Here is a 2064-nt window from a genome sequence, read left to right on the forward strand (position 1 = left end):
TCATCGTTGCGCACGGTCGCAGTTCCGCGTTTGCGCGGGACTGTCACCGTCAGTCACAGTTAGATCACGCGGTATGGGTCCCGGCTTTCGCCGGGACGACAGCGGTGTTTGCGCTCTTCGCTTCATTCCACAACGCGTCCATCTCCTCCAGCGACGCACCATCGAGCGAACGTCCCTTCGCCGCCAGCGCCTTCTCGATATAGGCGAAGCGCCGCTCGAACTTGGCGTTGGTCGCGCGCAGCGCGGTTTCCGGATCGGCGTCGACGTGGCGGGCGAGGTTGACCAGCGCGAACATCAGGTCGCCGGTTTCCTCCGCGATCTCCGCCTTGTCGTTGCGGTCGAGCGCGGCCTCTATCTCGTCGGCCTCCTCGCGTATCTTGGCGAGCACCGCGCGCGGGTCGTTCCAGTCGAAGCCGACGGTGGACGCCTTGCGCTGCAACTCCATCGCGCGCGTCAGGGCAGGCAGGCCCGCCTTCACGCTCGACAGCAGCGATTTGTGCGCGGTCTCTTCGGGCGGCCGCCGCGCCGCGCGCTCGGCCTTCTCCTCGGCCTTGATCCGTTCCCAGGCGCTCTTGACGCCGGCCGGCTGGATATTGCCGTCCTTGTCGGCGAAGACGTGCGGATGACGGCGGATCATCTTCCTGGTGATCGCCTCGACCACGTCGCCGAACGCAAACGCGTTCTGCTCCTCGGCCATCCTGGCGTGATAGACCACCTGCAGCAGGAGGTCGCCGAGCTCCTCGCGCAAATCGTCGAGATCGCCGCGCGTGATCGCATCCGCAACCTCATAGGCCTCCTCGATCGTGTAGGGCACGATGGTCTCGAAATTCTGCACGAGGTCCCACGGGCAGCCGGTCACCGGCGTGCGCAGCGCAGCCATGATCTCGATCAGACGGGAAATGTCGCGGCATGGGGTCATGGGGCACCGGCATCAAAGAGGTATTGGCTTTATGCCAAAACACCCCTCCCGATCCCAGTAAAACACGCCGGAAACACGGCACTGTCCACGGATTGGCCACGGCGCCGCCAAGTGCTAAATCGCGTTCCATGACCGATCAGAACGCTTCCGACACCGCGCTGGTGCTGTTTTCCGGCGGCCAGGATTCCACCACGTGCCTTGCCTGGGCCTTGTCGCGCTTTGCCCGCGTCGAGATGCTCGGCTTCACCTATGGCCAACGCCACGCGATCGAGCTCGATTGCCGGGACCAGCTGCTGGCCGGGATCAAGCGGGTCCGGCCGGAATGGTCCGCGAATCTCGGCGACAGCCACACGCTTGATATCCCGACGCTGTCGGAGATTTCCGACACCGCGCTGACCCGCGACGTCGCGATCGAAATGGGCGCGGACGGCTTGCCGAACACCTTCGTGCCCGGCCGCAACCTCGTGTTCCTCACCTTCGCGGGGGCGCTGGCCTATCGGCGCGGCATCCGCCACATCATCGGCGGCATGTGCGAGACCGACTATTCCGGCTACCCGGATTGCCGCGACGAGACCATCAAGGCATTGCAGTCCGCGCTCAATCTCGGCATGGCCAGGGATTTCGAGCTGCACACGCCGCTGATGTGGCTCGACAAGGCCGCGACCTGGCGGCTCGCGCACGAGCTCGGCGGAGCAGGGCTGGTCGACCTGATCCGCGAGCACTCGCACACCTGCTATCTCGGCGAACGCGGCGCGCAGCACGATTGGGGCTATGGCTGCGGCGAATGTCCGGCCTGCAGCCTGCGGGCCAAGGGGTGGCGGGAGTACGTCGCGCAGGGTGGCCCGTAACCGTGGGCTGATGGCCCCGCAGGGCGCACGGCCAAAATATCGAAAACAACCCCATGCAAAGGAGTCGGCGGCTGCTGGCGTTCGACACGGCAACTTGACACGTCGGGCAACTCAACGGTACTCTTCTATTATACAGAAATAGCGCAGGTGCGGCTCGATTGGGTCATCCGGTGCGCTGCGGCTTCTCGGCTCAATCTCTGGAATGCTGGATTACCAGGCATGCGCGGGTGCTGACAGCGCTAGGTATGGCGCCTTGAATCGCGAACTCATCCCCATCGTCGTCCCGGCGAAGGCCGG

General features: G+C 64.9%; 2 protein-coding genes. One reads left to right on the forward strand and one right to left on the reverse strand.

All coding sequences use genetic code 11. The features are described from left to right. Positions 1-64: 64 nt before the first annotated feature. The gene (gene mazG / locus AKL29_RS20150; protein ID WP_050385346.1) at positions 65-919 is read right to left on the reverse strand and encodes a nucleoside triphosphate pyrophosphohydrolase; all 855 of its coding nucleotides are present in this window, start codon (positions 917-919) and stop codon (positions 65-67) included. A gap of 128 nt (positions 920-1047) precedes the next feature. Between mazG and queC the strand changes: the two genes are divergently transcribed. Then, positions 1048-1767, forward strand: coding sequence for a 7-cyano-7-deazaguanine synthase QueC (gene queC / locus AKL29_RS20155; RefSeq protein ID WP_050385347.1), 720 nt, complete (start codon positions 1048-1050; stop codon positions 1765-1767). The last annotated feature ends 297 nt before the right edge of the window (positions 1768-2064 follow it).

It is taken from the genome of Bradyrhizobium pachyrhizi (genome assembly GCF_001189245.1).
GTDB classification, from domain to species: domain Bacteria; phylum Pseudomonadota; class Alphaproteobacteria; order Rhizobiales; family Xanthobacteraceae; genus Bradyrhizobium; species Bradyrhizobium pachyrhizi.